Raw genomic sequence first — 18,423 nt, forward strand, 5'->3', positions numbered from 1 at the left:
AAAGGGATGGCCCGCAGGCCGTCCCTTTTGTTTTTGCGTACCCCAACCCTCGTTAGCATTCTTTCGTCTTACGAAGTATAAGCGTGAAACGAACCGGTATGAAATCCTTTTATTATAGCTTGCTCCTCTTGGCATCGTGTATTGCAGCCAGTGCACAGCAATCGCAGGACACCCTGTTGATCCATTTCGACTACAACCAGTCATTGATCACACCCCGATCGGTCACTGTGCTGGACAGTTTTCTGCAATCGAACACCAAAGCAGTAATCAAACAAGTAAGCCTCTCCGGTCATTGTGATTTTATCGGCTCTCATGCCTATAATGATTCCTTGTCACAACAAAGAGTACTGTCGGCCAAAACATACCTGGTCAATAAAGGTCTTTCCTCCACCCTATTCGGCCAGGAAGAAAGCATGGGGAAACGTGCTCCGTTGCTGACTGCCGCCACCGATGAAGCAAGAGCTATCAACCGGCGGGTTGTCCTTGTTTTTGTAAAGGAATTACCAGTAGCAGTAACCGCAACAGTCCCCAAAGAGGAACCGCCTAAAACAAGACCAGTCAGGGATACCAACAAAATCAACTTATCATCCATCATTAATGACACTGCTACCAAAGTGGGCAGCACGCTGGTGTTGCCCGACCTGAATTTTGAACCAGGCCGCCATTATCTCTTGTCAGGGTCCTATGGTATTCTGCGGGAACTGTACAGGGTGATGAAGGATAACCCAACCCTGCGGATCGAGATCCAGGGACATATCTGTTGTATTTCAGGAGGCGCTGATGGACCTGACGTAGATACAGGTGCTCCTGACCTGTCGGTGCAGCGCGCCAAAGCCATTTATACCTATCTCGTTAGCGCCGGCATTGCCGCCAAGCGGATGGAATACAAAGGCTTTGGCAGTAGTAAAAAGTTGTATCCCCAGGAACGTTCTTCCTGGGAGGAGACTAAAAACCGGCGCGTAGAGATCAAGATCATCAGCAAGTGACCTGCCACTAAAACCCGCCTTTTGCAAAAGCTTCTATACCTTTTACCAACACATCAAGGTCTTTAGTGGAGGTATATACATTGGGCGTTATGCGCACACCTTTTAAGTTTTCCCATTCCAATGAAGTGGTATGTATTTTCCATTTATTGAACAAGAAGTTATCAAACTCTAAAGGTTTCTTACCTTCTATATTCACCAGTCCGATAGCGCAGCCAAACCCTTGCTTCATGGAAGTGCCCAATTGTACTTTGGGTATATTTTTCACGCGCTCCATCCAATAATTCTTCAGGTAGAACAGGCGTTGCTCTTTGCGCTGGGCGCCGATCATATCATAGAAATCGATCGCTTTTCCAATCGCCTGCTCGATAAAGAACGGACGGGTGCCCATGTTCTCGAACTTGCGGATGTCTTCACTTTTGGGATCGGGCGCCGCGAAAAGCGGGTAGATGTTTTTGATCTTTTCTTTTTTGATGTAGAGCAATCCGCTCCCGATACAGGCGCTCAGCCATTTGTGGAGACTGGTGCCAAAATAATCGGCGCCGAGCTCTGGTATAGTATAGGGAAACTGGGCAAAGCTGTGTGCACCGTCCACTACAACTTCTATCCCTTTTTGATGCGCCGCATCGGCTATTTTACGTACGGGAAGGATTTGCCCGTTCCAGTTGATGACATGTGTCAGGTGCACCACTTTGGTTTTAGCCGTGAACGCTTTGGTGTATATACTGGTCATGTAATCATTGTCTTCACTGGGCAGGTCCAGGTTTACCCAAACCAGTTTGATACCATCCCGTAGTTCGCGTTGCTTCCAGGCGTTCATCATATTGGGATAGTCCTGTTTAGCCAACACGACTTCATCACCTGCTTTCAGGGGTATGCCAAATATGATTGTTTCCAAAGCTTCTGACGCGTTGCGGTGGATGGCCACTTCTTCCGCAGAGCAACCTGCCAGGAGCGCCAGTTTATTACGAAGCGGTTCCCTGCCCTGGTCTATGATGCGCCACATATAAAAGCTGGGCGCCTGATTGCTGAGGTCGTGCAGGTGCTTCATGGTTTCCTGCACCGTTTTGGGCGAGGGGGCTACGCCACCATTGTTGAGGTTGATGATGGTGGGGGAAACTGTATAAGATTGCTGGACATAGTACCAGAAGTCTTCGTCGCTGGCCAGTTGGTCGGGCGGCGTGTCGGCGGCGTGTTGCAGGGCGCGGTCGAGTCCGCGGCTCCAGGCCGGCTGGGCGAGCGCCGCCAGCAGGCTGGTAGCGGAGAACAGCCCTGCTTTATGCAGGAAAGAGCGCCGGGTAGAAGGATTTCTCATGTTGTGCAGTTGGGTTGGATGGAAAATTAATCAATAAATCTAATGTGTCCAGCGGTTTATGATTGCTGGTAAAAGAAAGAATATGAGGAGAATAGCTAAATTTTTTCAAAAAGCATTTGGCACAAATCACCTGAACCCCTATTTTTGCACTCCCAATTGAGAAATTGGCAAGGCTGCCCGATAGTATAATGGTAGTACAACTGATTTTGGTTCAGTTTGTCTTGGTTCGAATCCAGGTCGGGCAACACAGGTAAGAAACCGACAATAATTGTCAACTTCCAAAAGTCATTAAACCGCTCAATTTCAAAAATTTGAGCGGTTTTTTCATTTCGGTAAGTTTTGGTAATTCCTGTTCATTCCGCTCAAATGTGTTGCACTTTGTGTTGCGCTTTGTGTTGCATCTTTTTTGTGATAAAAATAATGCAGAAACATGAGCAGAATGAATATCGAAAAAAACGGCCAATTGTCGTGCAACAAACGCCTAAAACCAGGAAGGGGAATGCCTGTGTATACTCCTATATGGAACTACCGGGGTAAAGTAAATCAGTGCGGCCTCTATCCCATTCATATCGAAATATACATATCCCGGACTAACCGGCGGTACTACGAAATACCTGTCCCACAAAAAGTAGCCAAGCATGAATGGGCCGACAAACCCGAGAGTTGGGTCAAGCTCAATCATCCCTACGCTTTTGAAATCAACAACAAGATCAGTGATACTTTAACCCTGCTCAGGGACTTAAATAAGCGCTACTACACGATGAATAAGCGACTGACCATGTTTTTAATCCTTAAAGAACTTAACAAGGATTATAACCTGGATAGTTTCAATGAATTTTTCCGTCATGTCATAGTAGATCCTCCCGAATCATTGGATCCAGAAACCATGAAGCGCTACGATGCAGCATTGAAGAAGCTGGATAAATTCAATCCAGACATTACCTTTAATGATCTTTCGGAAAGCCTGTTTGAAGATTTTAAAAAGTTTTTAGAAAAAGAAAACCTGGCAGCTTCTACTATTAAAGGCTATTTTAATGCCTGCGTAAAAGTCGTAGAATGGGCACGCAAGGATAATCAAATTACCAGGGACCACCAGGAAGAAATTTTCGAAGACATTGTTGTCAGTGCCGGCAAAACCAAGAAAAAACAATTGGAAGTGGAACAGATCACCTGTTGGAAAAATTTCCAATTCGACGAGAAACAAAGAGTGCAGGAAAGGGATAGAGATATATTTTTGATCCTCATCTACACTGGCTGGTATTATAACGATTTTAAAGAGGCTTTAAAAACCGATTTACGTAAAGACCCCGATTTAGGATACTATATTGACAAAGGAAGATATAAAAATGATCACCAGGCTATTATTCCTTTATGGCTCTTTAAGAATGCCATGCCACTAATGAAAAAATATCTTTGCGAAGATCCGCAAAGCCCCCATTTATTCCGTAGGGACATTATGCAGACCGACCAGGCCTTTAACCGTAATCTCAAAAAAATATGCACGCTATTGAAATGGAATACGGCAGTGTTTAATAAAATGGGAAGAACAACCTATTCTCAATTGCTCATCCGGTACGGCGCGCAAAGAGCAATGGTTCCCAAAATGATGGGACATGAAGACGAAAAATCCGCTGCAGAATATTTTGATATCAATCTCGCTGATGTGATTGAGGGGGTGAAGAAAGTCGATTTGAACAGGTTTGATATATGAGGTTATAATGCAATGGTTGGTCGTAAGACCAACCACTCAGTTACCAATAGCTGTTATTGAATTTTTGGATCGGTGAAATACCTTTCTACCTCGCTTACCGGCACATAAATCCTCCTTTTCTTTTTAATGGCTTTAATTTTGTTTCCACCAATTAGCTGATCGAATTTCCATCGCTTGATCTTGACGGCGTTCATAAATTCCAGCGCAGTAAGAAATCCCGAGAGGTGCGTTTTAATTTCCCGCTTTGGTTCGCAGTAAGCCCTAACAATGTTAAGTATCATCTGCTGCGTCTCTTTCAGCTGCATCCACTCAGCTTCTGGAATCATGACTAAAACACTTCCTTTTTGCACACTATCCATACACACGTTTGATTATTTATCCAGCACCAACAATTTAAATACAAAAATTTAGATCAAACATTAATCTGCAGAACTTGTCATTGCTGCTGCCGACGCCTATGTTTCAAATGATGAGCTTCAATATCATCGTCCGGCAATTCCTTCTTCGTCTCTATCTCCGCATTAATAGGCATTCTTGGTAAATCCAGCTCCTGGAACTTGTTGACTACCTCGCCTAAATTAGCACCTTCAGCAACTACTTTCTTTCCATACTCCTTTTTAAAAGCGATTTCGTCGTCAGCTTGAACACGGAATATTTTATACTCTTTTTCATCCCTCACAATAAACATTTTCATACTTCACATTTTAAGATGTAAATAGTGCTCCCTATGGCGGGATTAAAAGATGGCTCATATTTGATCAGCCTACATTCCTGTAGCTCCCGGAGCACTTTGAAATAGGTAGCCTGTCCAAGCACTTTGGCATCCCGCATAATTTCTTTTGCGAAAACTGAAACAGGTGTATCTTCATCACCGTGCCACCTGGCCACGAGACAAACATATACACTTATATGCGCTGGACCCATTCGGTGATTATCACCAATGGCCTGTAAGAAATGGCGAAGATGTATCGCGGCTGCAGCGTTCATGCTTTTACCTATCTAATCCTGTTAATTCGCTCCCGACGCATGCGCTTTTCTTGCTCAGGATATGCGCGCTCCCGTCCTTTCTCCTGCTGTTGGCTATGCATGACGGGAGGTATTCGCATATCCTTAAAATCAAAGAACAGCTGTTTAATGATCTCCTTGACCAATACCCAGAGCGATATGTCTCGCGGCGCATACTGTTCACGATTGACTGCCGGCGGCTGCGGTGCGATTATTCTCCATTCCTGCTGTTTCATGATGTATCGCTTTTACTTTTGGGATTGATCAGGACATTTTTTGTTTCTTGGTTATTTTCTTTTCTTTTACAAGTTTTACTTCTGGCTTTACCTCACCTCCTTCCTTAGCAGGTTTAAGATTTTGCGTAATGGGTTCGATCTTTTTAGTCATCCTTTCTTTTAATTTCTCGGCGAGATCGTTACCGATAAACCCTCTATCAAATAGCTCCTGCGTGGATAACTTTTCTTTGTTGAGGTTATACACATCTAATGAGCCACCGGCTATCAGACCAATATTAAGGGAAGCGTACAATTTCTCTTCATGTCCACCGTTGCCAACAAAATTGACTAATTGCAAGTTGCCACGTTTAAAAGAATCGTACATGCGCTCCTGGAATAAAGGCACAGTAAGTTCTTTTATCGAATATTTCTTTACAGCCGTTTCCATGGCGAAGGGATACTCCTTTCGATATTTTGCCATAATATGCTTTCCTTTTCCTGTATCAAATTTTCTTTTGGCCCACGCTTCGTATTGGTTACCTTCTTTATCTGTAAAGGCATTAAATACAGGTCTTCCCGCTAAATAATTGGCAGCCTTCTTCAAGGTGAAACGATTGAGATTATTTAATCTTTCTTCTCCAGGTTGTAACTTAACATTCCTGGGCTCTGCTGTATAAAAAGTATCTCGTATTTCAGCCGGTTTATTCTCCGGAGTAATGGCCATTTCATATTTATTCAAAAAATAAAGGTTGCTGTTCTCCGATTTTTTGATATGAAAGAGCACGTCCACTTTGTCGCCATTATTATCGAAGCTATAAGGATGCTGCTTCTCCGCTACTCCTGCCTTCAAATCGAATATTAATGCGGGAGTAAAGGCGTTACCAGCACCTATATTTTTAAACTGCTGGTATATATGGGTTTGTTCTTTGTCTGTCATAAATGCTAAATTTGAAATGAAATAATAAGCAGTAATCCTTCTTATAAATGAATAGCCCTGGCCCTTAGTAAAGTTTTCAAATTGACGGGCAGTCTTATCATTCTACCGTCAGCCTCTTCGACCTGGATAATTAATTGTTGGGTATTATAGAAAGTGAAAGGTTTGAAACCAATAGCTACCTTTTGGGGATGAGCAGTAATTGAACCGGGCACCTGAACCGGGTAGAGGGGAAATATTTCTCTTTCCTGTTCAATCGTGCGTTTGCGTTTACCGCCGGTTTTGACATAAAACCTGATCTTTGATGGCTTGAAGAGAAATGCCGAATTGTTTTTCAGTTGGAGGCCAAAAACTAACACACCGTCTGCAATGTTAATATGGCCAAGTGATAACTTAATCTGGCTTTGCCTGCTTCGCTTCCGAATAAATGCTTTTTCAGTAAGGACGCTAGCAAGAATAGTATTATAGTGAGCTTCATTAACTGCGCCATCACCCAGTGAAGGAATGGTATTCTTTTCCTCGCCTCGATGATCAAATTGCAGATTGAGCAAAATCGGTGCATCACTATATTGCAACAGGAAGGAATAAAAACGGGCATCACTGGTAATCACTGTAAGATTGGTCGGCTCAAAATTGGCCGAGTCAGCTTTGAGCTGTAATACATTATTTACTCCTAGCGCTTTCTGTGCTAAAATCACTTCACTTCCTCTGTCCACGCTTTTAATCGCAAATGGAAATATCAGGTTGGTCGTCTGCTTATTGGAGATGGTGAGACAAAAGGGTTTGATGACTTTAGGCGTTTGTTGCGCAGTACCCTGTAGTACCAGGAACAATAACCCCGATAACAACAGCACAAAATCTTTACACATAATTGGGATTTTTTTAAATAATTATTCTTTTCTTTCGTCTGCCAGTAAAATTTGGGTGCCGGTAGGCACCGTAATTAAAAGGGGTTTTGTCATTTTGCTAATGATGGACTTCGCAGCCTGTAAACCGGCATTGATAGCTTCGCCACCAATAGAAGAAAGGGAAGGATTGAAAGTAATTCCCTGAACTGCACGGTCAGTCGTTTGTCTGGCAAACTCACCTGCCATATTTGCTGCTGCAGGCAAACCTTTAACACCATTCAGTGAATAGGCTACCAGCGTAACAGGAAAAACTTGTTGATTGAACACAATTTGTTTGACTATAATATCTATTGAGTGGGCTGAAAGGGCAACCTGGCCAACAACCTCATAACCTTCAGGAATTAATACCCCGCCAACGAATACCTCTGCAAGTAGTCTTAAAATAATGTATGACTTATCACCAATAATTTGTGTGCCATATACCATGGCCCTAACAGCTCCTTTTATATTGGCTGTAGTTTCCGGTTCATCTATTGAATAAAACCCGTTATTGGCCACACCACTATCATCATTTTTATTGGTTGCGCCCAGCGTAGTAACAGGTATAGCTTTGGGGTAGCTGATAGCAAATATTTTTTCAGGTTGACTTTCAGATGCTTGCTGCCACTTGGCAAATGCCGTTGGTTGCTGTAAAGCGCCCAGTTTATCTATTACTTCACTGAGTTGTTCCATTTCAGGATCTGGTTCACTGCTTTTCATGGTCTCCATCATTTTTTCCAGGCGATCAACAGCGGGCGTCGAAATGGCTAAGGTTCGGTCACGTGGTTCACTTTTCGGAGTTAAATCAACGGGTTCATGTCTGCTTAATTGAGCATTAATCTGGGCTATTTTGTTGTCGATTTTTTCTTCATTAGTATCTCTTGCTATGAGTAACCGGTTAGACTGCCGCGAGGAATTTCGGGATGAAAAAGACAAACTATCTTTTATATGTTCATCGACAGTCAACCATTGTTGGTAATAAGGATCATCTTTGACTAATGCTGCCCGTTTCAGCGAATCGTTTTTAGCTTGCTCGTAAAATTTCAATTGATTCCATTCCTTATCCTTCAATTTGGCTTGCGGAAGGGTAATATTGAAACGATTAGCAGCTTGTTTTGTCCCTTGCGAAGCATTGTTTCCTCCCCCCAGGCCCCAAAAGATAAGTCCTAAAAAAGCAATGACTACTAAAGGAGCGATGATAAAAAACTGCATTTTCCGCTTTTTCAATTCTTTGTTTTTATCTTGTTCCATTGGCTGATGTATTTTTTAATTATTGATAATTATTTGAATTGTATAAAGGCTGTCTAATAATCCAGGCCGCACTTCCTTTAAGCTGTCGAGTAGTCGGGGATTTGCCGCAGCGAGGCTATCCATCACCGCTTTAAATGCACTTATGGATTGTACATTAATAATAGGTTCACCAGATGATGCCAGTGAATCATTTACCAGTGGCAGTGGCTTCATGATTTGATCCGGCAGCATATCCTTCCTTTCATTTGTAGATACAGTGCTATTAAATGCGTCCCATATTATATGGAAACTAGCCAATGCATAAAAAAACAGGACGCCAATTACAACCAGATATAACAGACGCCTGTCGATGCGGTCAATTTTTGGTTGCAGGTAACGGCATATACTGATTTGTAGGCTGCGTAATTTATGGGCTATTACCGATAGTAATAAAAACCTGCCTTTTTTCCCGCTATGCTTAAATAACTTCAACATTGCTATTTGAGTTGAACAGTGAGGTCAATATTTTCAACAATTCTCCAGTTCTCTATTCTAAAACCGTGATTGTTATATTCTGATTGAAGAATGCCCGTTCGTATATAGCCTTCTGTAATCAGCCTTCGCGTAACTTCCGATGTTTGTCTTTTAATGGTTTGCTTGGCAAAACATTTAAAGTAGTAAGGCATATTTTTCATGTCCAGCGTAATGCTATCAATTTGCACTGTCTGCGAAATATTGGCGGCAATCAGGTTGCTGTAATAGCCCTGCTCACTCAAATTTTCATATATCCTTTTAGCCGACGCGTCAACCAGGTGTAATGACCTTTCTATATTTTGTTGTATAGCCTTTTCATCTCCGGATAAGGTAAAAAATAACCAATGAAAAGTAGACACGTGATCCTTTAATTCAACCGGAATATTACGTTCGATAGCCAGTGCCTCAACAAGTTTACCATTGACCAGCACGTATACTTTACCACCAAATTGTTTGATCGTTGCATTACTGGAATAAATAACAAAACAGGTTACTGCCAAACACACCATCATAAAGGCAATAGAAAAAAGCCTCACATACTTAAACGCTGTATCAATATTTTTTGCTTTTGTGAACATGCTGTATTATTTACCTTTTAGTTTATTACCTAAATAACTGCTGAGCCTTCCATACAGGCCACCTGCTTTACTGGCCATTGAGTTTGGATTCGTATTTTCGCTCATCATTCCTGTACCTATATCTTCACCGAAATAGGCGAAATTCCCTGCGCCTCTTCTCATTTGTTCCATACCTTGCCCGCCAACTTTCGCAGCAAAACCACCAGCCGCCATTCCAGCAGAAGCGGCCATTCCTGCAGCAGCACCTCCTACACCGGAAACTTTACTGGTTAATGCATCCCCACCACCAACGAACATAATGTAGTTCGCTACACTCGGAACAGTTGTATAGCCAATAATGCCAATAATCATAAATATCATATACCCGGCATCCGTGCGGCTGAAATGCGTATCGCCTTGCTGTGCAATTTGGGTGAGATCAATTTTCAGCATCTTCTCTTGTATGGTTCCCAGGACAAAAGCGAAAATGTTACATACCGGTAGCCATAGGAATACATTTACATACCTGGCCAACCAGTGTTTTAGGGTGTGTTGAAATCCATCGAAACAGGCCAGGCCAAAAACCAGGGGGCCAAGCATGCCGAGAATCACCAGGTTAAAAGTCCTCATTGTATTAATGCATAAAGAGGCGGCGGCATAAATGAGTTGTAATACCTCTGCAATCACTTCCTTGACCTGGTTTTTGAAACTATAACCAATTTTAGCCATTTCGAAACGAATCGGGTTCCACATGCCGTCCAGCCACCCTTCGTTATCGCCATTGGGATCTTTGGGATGCGTGTATTTATACCATTCGGCATAGTCACCAGCGCCATCATTGCCCAGGTACATTTGATAAGTGGCAGTTGATTTTATCGCTTCTTCTTTTTGTTTTAGCAACAAGGCAACCGTTGCATTAGAAGCTTTCACCAGGCTTCCCGTCGTATTGGAAACAGGTTGCATAATGCCATTAATAAGCGCGAGCACCTGTGGAAATATCAAAATGGCGAAACCCAAAACAAAAGGACGGAATAAAGGATATAAGTCAATGCTTTCGGCATTCGCTAACTGGCGCCAAACTCTCACGCCTATGTACCAAATAGCGCCAAAACCCGCTATACCTCTGGCAACATTCACCAAACCCTGGCACTTCGGCAGTAATTCCTTCAGTAAATCATCAAGTACACCCTGTAAACCATTAATATAATCAGCCCATCCACCGTCCTGACCAAAACCAATAACCGGCAGCAACATTATTCCCAAAGCACATACCCAACGCCTCATAATTCCTCCGTTTTTAAACTATTTCATGTATTTATTTACCATAATACTGTCGGATCGCCTCAACATCTTTCCTGGCTGCCTTTCGCTGTAGGGACAGCATCTCGGTAGATTGATTAAACAACCGTAGAAAAACCAACTTATCTTCCATGTCATAATAAAGTGCGTCAATCTCATCCAGTCGTTCTGCATCACTCATGCGTAACCTTCCGGAAGTAATAACCATCAGTAAATCATCGAGGCTGGCCAGGGATTCAGTAAATAGTTTGTTGTATACTTTTTCGATGTATTGCAGTTCCCAATTGTCAAATAACGCGGATGATTTGAATTTTTGTAGCGCTTGCTTATACTCCTTTATTAAAATGAGCTGGTAATTTACTGTCTCAACAATACGCTTGTACTTTTGCACAGTGGGGCTTACTTCCAGCAAACCATCCAGGAAAACTTTATGCAGTGAAAAATTACCCTGGGAAATATCCTTAACAGCATTGTACCCTTTGGATAGTATTTCATATCCTTTTTTCATGTCTTCCAAAATGGATTTAAACTGCGCGAGCTTTTCAATATTCAGAATCAATTGCTGCATTTCCTGGGATTGTGCAGCAGCATTAAGTGTAGTGACCAGGCAAAAAATGCCTGTAATAATCAAACCCCTCATAATCGATCCCTCCTTTTATTATATCACTTATTAATTCAGTCCGTACCAATCAGCCAGTGATTGTATGGCTACTTTTTCTCTTGCGGTAGCCTCCGCATACTGCCTTGTCGTTCTATCAAATTTGCAAGCAAAGGCGACAAGATTTTCTACTTGCTGAAGCAAGTCGATCATTCTTTCGGCTCGATCATTATCTGACATATTGAATAATAAGTCAGTATTCAGTTGCTTGAAGGCTACTTTATATTCCGCTGCTTTTGTGATAAGCACATTATATGAATGGTCGACTAGCCCAATATCGACCGCATTGTAGGCTGAATACTTTTTACAATAAGTGATACAGGAACTACGTATTTGTGAAAGACTTTGTAGCTGATCGTCAATAGTCTGCAGACCTATGCCCCCTTTGACCGATGGGTTCACTATTTTCAACGACTGAAAATACCGGTTGTCGAGCGTAAAATGTCCATGCTTTACATCGTTGATAAACGTCAGTCCTTCATTAACCACCCGGTACCCATTTTTTAATAGCATAGCATATTGCTTCAGCGCGGCAATTTGTTGCAATAGGTACTTTTTCTGGGTTTTCTTTTGCCGAAATAGTTCATTCCAGAATTGCGCTTCAGCTGTGTAAGCAGAAGCCATAAAAACAAAAATAACAAGCGATAATTTCATGGTCACTATTTTATACCGTAATAACTTTTGATATGCGCTATCTCTTCCAGGTCAACAGCCCGTTGAAGACTTAACTTTTGGTTACTCGTAGTAAATGCCTGTAAATCCTGTAAAACAGTGGTGAATTTTTCAGCCGCTTTACGTATGGCTGCGCGTCTTTCGCTGTCCTTCATTTGTAGCACATTCGAGGTGATGATCGTAGTCACTGTTTCAATGTTCTCCATACTCCTGTCGAGCATGCCACCATACACTTTCTCCATGTACTGCAATTCTTCGGGAGAAAAATGATTATCCCCTTTAAATAATTTAATCGCCTGCCGGTACTCTTGTACTATTAATACCTGGTTGTTGACGATGGCCTTTACCTCCTTGTAATCGGCTATCAGTTGTTTGACCTGCTGTAGTTCTCCGTAATAATTTTCATATTGCTGCCGGTGTTTTTCTACCCATTCGCCAATTTCCTTAAGCTTTAATTCACTTAAGGTATTCTCCATTACCTTTTGTGCATTTTGCAACCAGATGGTTTTGTTTTGCAATCGCTGCACCATTAAATCAACCGCCCGGATCACCTTTTTAGTAGCTTCCTTGACCATTTCCAAAAAAGGATCCTGCGCAACGCTGGTGATGGGAGCCATCGTGCAGGTACCAATAACGGCGAAAAGAATAATGGCTTTCATAATCAATCTATTTTTTCATAAATAAAACTGGCAGTGGAGAGATGGTGTCGATCAGGATAGAAGGTATACACTGTACCTGCCACCTGGTGCTGCACCTGGTAGGTGACAGGATTGAAAACGCCTATTGCTGTATTGGTTTTATACTCTTTGGGTAGGAGCTTATTGTGGATTACCCTGTGAAAACCCATATTGCGCACAATGCGAAAGGTTCGATTATGCTCTTTAAAAGAGCCGAATATCAGTGTGTCCCATAATTTTTCTTTTTCAAAGAAATGCACGTAAGCACCGGGAATAAATCGCTTTACCTTTTCTTCTGCTGAAGTAGAACAGCCTAAACCTAATACTACGATTACCAGGCTGGATAATAAATACAATTTCATAATGGTTGTTTTAATGTTTTTGTTGATCCAATTCTTCGCGAACGACAGCTTCAATAGCCTTTCGTACGGAACCATATTTTTCAGTATATTCCGTAACCCTATGCTTTTCCTTTTCTTCAGTAGTAAAAGCCCAATATTCCTCCCTGGACGGTTCATACGCGTAAACGCCCATTAACTGGCCAGCAAAATCAACATAGAGTTCGCGCAACTTCCGGTTGGCAGGATTAGCTTTATTTAAAGAAAGCACCATGGGTACGCCTTTATCTATCATGCCCATCACTTCCTGGATTTGTTTAAACCTGTTTTGAAATTTTCTGATATCGAGAATAATTTTTACATCACTGTTGTTAATGAGTGCCTGCCGGATAATAGGGGAACTAATGAGGTCATCAATTTCCTGTGAAACTGTATTGATTTCTCCAAAATATTTGCGGGCGGTTTTTACCAGGAATTGCATGAAACTGGCCATTCCCGTATTGCTGATACACTTCCAGGCTTCTTCAATGGTAATTACTTTCCTGATTCCCTTCAGCTTTCTCATCTTGCTAATGAATAAATCCATTATCATCAGCGTTACGGTTGAAAACAAAATTTCATGACCTTTGATCGAATCCAGTTCAAATACAATGAACCGTTGATGAAAAACATCCAGTCGCTCGGTGGCATTAAGCAAATAATCGTATTCTCCTCCCCGGTAATAAGGTTTTAAGACATAGAGAAAATTCGCCAGATCGAATTCTTTTTCACGAACATTTTCTGCTACCAGTAAAATCGAATAGGTGTCGCGCATCCATTCATAAAAAGAATCGAAGCAGGGAAAGACAGCAGTATGTTGGTCTAAGTATTCATAATACTTATGAATAGCTGTACTGAGCGCCACATATTCGCTACGTTTATAATTTTCATCCCCCCTTTTCCATAAAGCAACAAGCAGCGTTTTCAGGCTCTCTTTTTTTTCGGTATCTAGCGAATCGCCTTCATCTATATAAAACGGGTTGAAACGTAACGGGTCTTTTAAGTCGAAGGTGAAGTAGTAACCGTTCAATAATCTGCAAAGCCCATAATAAGAATGGCCCACATCTACTATTATACAATGCGCACCGGACATATAGTAGGCGCGGTGTAAAGCACAACTGAATACGCTCTTCCCTGCTCCACTTGAGCCTATAATAACCTTGTTGCGATTTCCACAAACGCCCCTGCGAACCATCTCATCTGATAGGTCTACCCATACAGGTGCACCAGATACGCGTTCAACTAATCGCATGCCGAATGGACTGGAGGAACTACGGGCATTGGATTCACTGATCAAAAAACAGGTGGCTTGTTCAAGAAAGGAAAGAAAGCTGTCGTTACGGGGTAAATCCCCGGCATTTCCCGGAATACCTGCCCAAAATAACTGCCCGGCACCGGTTCTTTCTTCTTTTGCAACAGCTTCCATTTGCGCAAATGCACTAGCCACGCTGTTTTTGATGTCTACTAACTCCTGCTCATTGTCAGACCACGCCAGGATATTAAAATGTGCATTGACCGCTGTACGCTGTTCGCTTATAGCCTCATTCAGATAGTCATTGACGGCGTCCCTTGAAATAGTATTTTCTCTTGAATAGTTAGCTAAAGACTGCAACTTTAGTTTTTTTGCTTCTAACTGTCTTAGTGTATTCCTGGTATTGCCGATAAGAATATATTGGCTGTAAATATGATCACAGGATAATAAAAGACCAATGGCACTCGAAAAGCCAATAGGAAATTTTGATTGATCCGTACTGTATTTATCGTAAGTTATCCTGCTGCCCGTTATCGAGGGTAGATCGTTGGCGTCAGCCAAAGTAAATAGCTGGCATTTTTTATTCCCTACCTGAATGCCATTACTTAATTCCAAATCGCGGACAATTGGATAATGCTCACCCTTTGACAGAAAACAATACTGTTCAACAAATCCCGGACGATCAGCAGTACTTAGTAAATCCTCGTTCTTCAGTCTTTTCAATTGGATAAACCCGGAGTCTTTCAATACTTGCTCAAATTGCCCGGCCTTGTCAAGGAATGATTGCCATTCCTTTTTATTGACGGACTGCCTGGAAGCCATGTGAGGACGGATGAGCGTGCTCCATAACGAGTTGTTTATTCTTTTTTCGTCAGCTATTTTGCTAAGGATGATATAACAACTGTGTTCGAGCACAGGCCGCTCATGAAAATGTCTTTCGCTACTGCGACTTAAAAAATCGTCTTGCTCTACCTTTTCAAATTGCCCTTGGTATTTATTCTTTAGAAACCAATCCTGCTTATGAAAAACAGTATTTTCCGGCAGTGCCTTGATTGCCTTTATCCAGGTTTGGTGAATATGTTCATAATCCTCATCTGATAAGCCAAATATTTCCGGGAGTTTTACTTCATACACCACTGATATATCTCCCGATTTGGAGAGGAGGCAGTCATGCTCGATAGCCAATATCGGATATACATCCTTTAACCATTTTTCCATTGCTCACTATTTTCAGTCACTCACTATGTTTCGGCAAAATACCGTCCTCGAATGGCATTTGATCACGCGTGGAATCTTGCGTTGGGCTGCTTTCTTTAGTAAGCCATGCTCACCATACTTATTGCTAAAACGGTATACGGTTTTAAATAAAACAATACCCCCGATAAGAATAATCACTACGCACACGTACATATTGACCCCAATGATATACATCGCTGCAAATAGCAGTAGTAGGCCTGCCAGTCCGCCTCCCAAATACCAGATGTATTGCGCCTTCAATCCCTTAAATTCCACGCAACGATTCACCCCTTTGTTAATCAGGTAAACGCTTGTTTCCATCTGTTACAGCGCAAAAAATGAACGTAATAAAGTCGCTACCAACACCAAAAAAATACAGCCACCAAACCAGGCACTGGCAACAGAGCCAGTATCGGGATGCCCATTGGTCCACTTCTGATAGACCTTTACGGCGCCAATCAGCCCGACAATACCGCCAACCGCGTACATAATGTTGATCCCAATCTCGAAGTAATTACGAACCTGGGTATTGGTCTCATTAAGGGCACCGCTGGCATCCTGTGCGAATGCTTCGATATGTAACAGGGAAAAGACAATGACCATTATGGATGCATAGAGCATCCCCTTTTTGCTTGTTAAGCAAATCAATCTGCACATTTTCATACTTCACTTTTGCTTTATGTAAAAATTAAATAATCCTACACCCATAACCCAGTAAGCTCATCTTCTGTCAATTGAATACTGCATTCGTTTGCCGCAGTAATACCAACTAGATTAGTTATACCTTCCTCGTATCGTGATTTTTTAATTGAGGGATATTTAGTGATAATCAATTTGAGTTTGGCCAATAATTCGTCTTTGCTTATAGCTTTTTCGGCGGAAGAAAAAAAGGCTTGCAACTCATCTACCAAATCATGCACGGTCGTTTGCAATAGCCTACCGCCTTTATCCTCTCCTATTTCTTCTTTTTGGTCAGCGGAAATCTGAGGTGTCCAAAAACGCTTAAAACCTGCAGAAATGGGCGGCAACCCTCCGGTGCTACTGTTCTTCACCAACCACCCCGAACCTTTCACCACGACAAGAACAACGTAGTAAACCAGGAGGGCGCCGCCTGTATATAATAAAAATGAAACCCAGGATATATTGTTAAGCATAAATTCGTGTCATTTGATTTGACACTACAAATATGGGGTGAATGGAAAGCGATCATTCAGAGTGGTGTCCGAGTACTCGGGAAGAAAGTGCTAATTTTATTTTTTGGGCCGGTGTCTTTCCTGCAATTTGTCAATAAACTTGATAAGGCTTTCCTTGAGCGAGTCAAGCCCCAGCGTATAGCCAGTTTTCCTGGACAATATCTCCTGGAAAGTACGGGAATGATTGCCTAAATCAATCGAAAAAGCCTGTTCAAGGCTATTGATGATTTGCTCGGTACTGGCTTTGCCATTATCAAGGCTTCCTTTGCTTTTGATCGAATAAGCTAATTCGATTAAGTCTGTTTTACTATCTGTCCACTTAGGTGTCGACCCACTTTCACTGGTTACTTTATTTTCTGGCATTTTCTCCTTGTCCAACTGGTAAATTGCTAGTTGCAGGTAATTAAGTAGTTTATCGTTAGCGATCATTTCGGACAATAGCCCGTCAAATGGGGAAGAAAATTGGGGATCATATTCTAAGAAGTGTGAATTAAGAAAGATGAGACTGGGCATTTGTCCACGCGTAAAGTATATATAATCTTTGTCAGTTTCACCACTTCGTATATATTGAAATAAATCAGCGTATGAGTCATAGAAATAATTCACTTTCTGTATTTCCTTTTTTAAATAATTCAGGACAATTTCTTTATCTCCTTTTGGTCTGCGTAATTCAATATTATATACTTTAAGATAGTAGATTAAGATACCGGCAAAGCGAGGCTTAACATTTTTAAAGAAATCGATTTCATCTTCTTTTGAAAAACTTTGATGCAAGAACTTATTTTTAACTATATCTAAAATTTCTTTACAAACATTAAAAGATTTCTTAGATACTGCAATAATCTCTTTGTAATGTTTCTCAACGTCTTGCAGTTTAGCCAGCAGTTCGTCAAAAAGCTGGTTCCACGTAGTCAATAGGCTTTCCATGCAGACAAGATTTTATACTACAAAATTACTTGTCATAAATTTTAGAATTATTGTAAAAAGGAAAGAAATTAACACTTGCCTAATTGAAGCAGCCCTAGTTTGTCCTAGGGCATTTTACTGTGAAGCATTTTATACATAAAGTAAGCTCTTCTAATAGACTCTATAAATAATCTTATTCTTGATTTGGAAGCAGATAGTCTAGCATTGATATAATCAATAAGTAATAAGTTAGCGAGAATTTGGGCTACCGCTGGATCTCTTGGAGTGGTAAAAGTTTCGTCAAATACGTACCATCCTATCGATAAATCTTGAACCTGTTGCTTTGCTGTTCTCCTTCTAAAATAGAATTTATCCTTTTCTGTGCGCCCATTCCTATAATAGTCATAAAATTTATTGTAAGTCACAAAGTATTGCTGCAACTCTTGGAGTTGGTTATGATAATAGGATTGAATCGTACATTTGCCGGCAATCGGTTTTCGATACTCAATACGAATTATTTCATTATAATAAAGAATCAGGCTTACAAACTTGGGTTTAATATGCTTAAAAAACTCAATCTCGCCTGGTTCATCTAACTGATTTAAGGATTTTAAAAGGGTGCTTAGTTTATTTATTGTTTTATCGCACACTTCTAAACAGTTCGTCGCAGCCATTAATGGGTGCTTGGTCTTCCGGTGGATTTCATCGATTTCAGTTTGTAGTTGTTTGTATAAATTATCAAAAATCGTTGTTTCCATGTGACAAGGATTTAATTAAGGAAA

At 41.4% G+C, this 18,423-nt stretch carries 22 protein-coding genes and 1 tRNA gene; 3 read left to right on the plus strand and 20 right to left on the minus strand.

What is annotated here, in order from left to right:
- Positions 1 to 98 precede the first annotated feature (98 nt).
- Positions 99 to 986 carry an OmpA family protein gene (locus AC5JBY_RS25395; RefSeq protein WP_495907471.1) on the plus strand — a complete coding sequence of 296 codons (888 nt, stop codon included), beginning with the start codon at positions 99 to 101 and terminating at the stop codon, positions 984 to 986.
- Between the two features lie 7 nt (positions 987 to 993).
- Here the strand turns inward: AC5JBY_RS25395 and AC5JBY_RS25400 are convergent, their stop codons facing one another.
- Positions 994 to 2,298 carry an aminotransferase class V-fold PLP-dependent enzyme gene (locus tag AC5JBY_RS25400; RefSeq protein ID WP_495907472.1) on the minus strand — a complete coding sequence of 435 codons (1,305 nt, stop codon included), beginning with the start codon at positions 2,296 to 2,298 and terminating at the stop codon, positions 994 to 996.
- Positions 2,299 to 2,472: 174 nt separating this feature from the next.
- On the opposite strand from AC5JBY_RS25400, the gene AC5JBY_RS25405 reads away from it, so the two are divergent.
- Together AC5JBY_RS25405 and AC5JBY_RS25410 are read left to right on the plus strand one after the other, a co-directional pair.
- A tRNA-Gln gene (locus AC5JBY_RS25405) sits at positions 2,473 to 2,543 on the plus strand.
- A 185-nt stretch (positions 2,544 to 2,728) separates the two neighbouring features.
- Complete coding sequence (locus tag AC5JBY_RS25410) at positions 2,729 to 4,009, plus strand: tyrosine-type recombinase/integrase (RefSeq protein WP_495907473.1); 1,281 nt, start codon at positions 2,729 to 2,731, stop codon at positions 4,007 to 4,009.
- Positions 4,010 to 4,062: 53 nt separating this feature from the next.
- Here the strand turns inward: AC5JBY_RS25410 and AC5JBY_RS25415 are convergent, their stop codons facing one another.
- The 19 genes from AC5JBY_RS25415 to AC5JBY_RS25505 form a co-directional block, all read right to left on the minus strand.
- Positions 4,063 to 4,368: a hypothetical protein gene (locus AC5JBY_RS25415; protein WP_495907474.1), complete on the minus strand. Its 306-nt coding sequence runs from the start codon at positions 4,366 to 4,368 to the stop codon at positions 4,063 to 4,065.
- 77 nt (positions 4,369 to 4,445) lie between these two features.
- Positions 4,446 to 4,703 carry a hypothetical protein gene (locus AC5JBY_RS25420; protein ID WP_495907475.1) on the minus strand — a complete coding sequence of 86 codons (258 nt, stop codon included), beginning with the start codon at positions 4,701 to 4,703 and terminating at the stop codon, positions 4,446 to 4,448.
- A 301-nt stretch (positions 4,704 to 5,004) separates the two neighbouring features.
- Complete coding sequence (locus AC5JBY_RS25425; protein ID WP_495907476.1) at positions 5,005 to 5,250, minus strand: hypothetical protein; 246 nt, start codon at positions 5,248 to 5,250, stop codon at positions 5,005 to 5,007.
- A gap of 28 nt (positions 5,251 to 5,278) precedes the next feature.
- The gene (locus AC5JBY_RS25430) at positions 5,279 to 6,166 is read right to left on the minus strand and encodes a hypothetical protein (RefSeq protein WP_495907477.1); all 888 of its coding nucleotides are present in this window, start codon (positions 6,164 to 6,166) and stop codon (positions 5,279 to 5,281) included.
- Positions 6,167 to 6,207: 41 nt separating this feature from the next.
- Positions 6,208 to 7,032, minus strand: a complete 825-nt coding sequence (locus AC5JBY_RS25435) for a DUF8473 domain-containing protein (protein WP_495907478.1) — start codon at positions 7,030 to 7,032, stop codon at positions 6,208 to 6,210.
- A 21-nt stretch (positions 7,033 to 7,053) separates the two neighbouring features.
- Positions 7,054 to 8,301, minus strand: coding sequence for a conjugative transposon protein TraM (traM, locus tag AC5JBY_RS25440; protein WP_495907479.1), 1,248 nt, complete (start codon positions 8,299 to 8,301; stop codon positions 7,054 to 7,056).
- 15 nt (positions 8,302 to 8,316) lie between these two features.
- Positions 8,317 to 8,775: a hypothetical protein gene (locus tag AC5JBY_RS25445; protein ID WP_495907480.1), complete on the minus strand. Its 459-nt coding sequence runs from the start codon at positions 8,773 to 8,775 to the stop codon at positions 8,317 to 8,319.
- A 2-nt stretch (positions 8,776 to 8,777) separates the two neighbouring features.
- Positions 8,778 to 9,392, minus strand: a complete 615-nt coding sequence (gene traK / locus AC5JBY_RS25450) for a conjugative transposon protein TraK (RefSeq protein WP_495907481.1) — start codon at positions 9,390 to 9,392, stop codon at positions 8,778 to 8,780.
- A gap of 6 nt (positions 9,393 to 9,398) precedes the next feature.
- Positions 9,399 to 10,655 (minus strand): conjugative transposon protein TraJ, encoded by a 1,257-nt coding sequence (gene traJ / locus AC5JBY_RS25455; protein ID WP_495907482.1) that lies wholly within the window; start codon positions 10,653 to 10,655, stop codon positions 9,399 to 9,401.
- Between the two features lie 31 nt (positions 10,656 to 10,686).
- Positions 10,687 to 11,310: a TerB family tellurite resistance protein gene (locus tag AC5JBY_RS25460; protein WP_495907483.1), complete on the minus strand. Its 624-nt coding sequence runs from the start codon at positions 11,308 to 11,310 to the stop codon at positions 10,687 to 10,689.
- Positions 11,311 to 11,340: 30 nt separating this feature from the next.
- On the minus strand, positions 11,341 to 11,982 hold the full coding sequence (locus tag AC5JBY_RS25465; RefSeq protein ID WP_495907484.1) for a hypothetical protein: 642 nt from the start codon (positions 11,980 to 11,982) through the stop codon (positions 11,341 to 11,343).
- Between the two features lie 5 nt (positions 11,983 to 11,987).
- Positions 11,988 to 12,659, minus strand: a complete 672-nt coding sequence (locus AC5JBY_RS25470) for a conjugal transfer protein TraI (protein ID WP_495907485.1) — start codon at positions 12,657 to 12,659, stop codon at positions 11,988 to 11,990.
- Between the two features lie 2 nt (positions 12,660 to 12,661).
- Positions 12,662 to 13,039 carry a hypothetical protein gene (locus AC5JBY_RS25475; protein ID WP_495907486.1) on the minus strand — a complete coding sequence of 126 codons (378 nt, stop codon included), beginning with the start codon at positions 13,037 to 13,039 and terminating at the stop codon, positions 12,662 to 12,664.
- A 10-nt stretch (positions 13,040 to 13,049) separates the two neighbouring features.
- The gene (locus AC5JBY_RS25480; protein WP_495907487.1) at positions 13,050 to 15,524 is read right to left on the minus strand and encodes a TraG family conjugative transposon ATPase; all 2,475 of its coding nucleotides are present in this window, start codon (positions 15,522 to 15,524) and stop codon (positions 13,050 to 13,052) included.
- A gap of 12 nt (positions 15,525 to 15,536) precedes the next feature.
- On the minus strand, positions 15,537 to 15,863 hold the full coding sequence (locus AC5JBY_RS25485) for a DUF4133 domain-containing protein (protein ID WP_495907488.1): 327 nt from the start codon (positions 15,861 to 15,863) through the stop codon (positions 15,537 to 15,539).
- 3 nt (positions 15,864 to 15,866) lie between these two features.
- Entirely contained in the window at positions 15,867 to 16,205 is a 339-nt protein-coding gene (locus tag AC5JBY_RS25490; RefSeq protein WP_495907489.1) for a DUF4134 domain-containing protein, read from the minus strand.
- A 35-nt stretch (positions 16,206 to 16,240) separates the two neighbouring features.
- Positions 16,241 to 16,696 (minus strand): hypothetical protein, encoded by a 456-nt coding sequence (locus AC5JBY_RS25495; protein ID WP_495907490.1) that lies wholly within the window; start codon positions 16,694 to 16,696, stop codon positions 16,241 to 16,243.
- 96 nt (positions 16,697 to 16,792) lie between these two features.
- Entirely contained in the window at positions 16,793 to 17,662 is an 870-nt protein-coding gene (locus tag AC5JBY_RS25500) for an RteC domain-containing protein (RefSeq protein WP_495907491.1), read from the minus strand.
- 104 nt (positions 17,663 to 17,766) lie between these two features.
- Entirely contained in the window at positions 17,767 to 18,399 is a 633-nt protein-coding gene (locus AC5JBY_RS25505) for an RteC domain-containing protein (RefSeq protein WP_495907492.1), read from the minus strand.
- Between the last annotated feature and the right edge of the window lie 24 nt (positions 18,400 to 18,423).

It is taken from the genome of Paraflavitalea sp., assembly GCF_059502485.1.